The sequence below is a fragment of the Christiangramia aquimixticola genome (genome assembly GCF_048285835.1).
Lineage (GTDB): Bacteria > Bacteroidota > Bacteroidia > Flavobacteriales > Flavobacteriaceae > Christiangramia > Christiangramia aquimixticola.
In genome coordinates this window covers 1-280 of record NZ_JBLVTL010000329.1, presented here as the reverse complement: position 1 = coordinate 280, position 280 = coordinate 1, and the positions used below count along the sequence as shown (strand labels likewise).

Annotated in this window: 1 pseudogene; it reads right to left on the bottom strand. The window is 45.7% G+C overall.

The features are described from left to right. Positions 1-280 (bottom strand): annotated as a pseudogene (locus tag ACNKXV_RS14685) (M14 family metallopeptidase); the annotation flags it as partial.

The following is a 280-nucleotide window of genomic DNA, read 5'->3' as shown; positions in this document are numbered from 1 at the left end:
ACTCAAGTTTAGGCTGCATGGCAGCGAGTTTTAGGATAAAATCCGTGTGCTGCTTGGCAATTTCTCCTACTTTTTCAAAAGGAGGATTGACCATCACAAAAGGCTTGATGCCTCCTACTTCTACTTTTTGGTTTGGAAAATCAGGGTGCTTCACTTCTGTCCATGGAACAAATGAATTCCAACCCAAGGAATCTGACCACGCCAAATAATTGGCCTCGGCATTGGTTTTCCCTTTAAACTCAGGCGTCCAGTATCCCGGAGTAGAGAAGCTCAGTCGGGC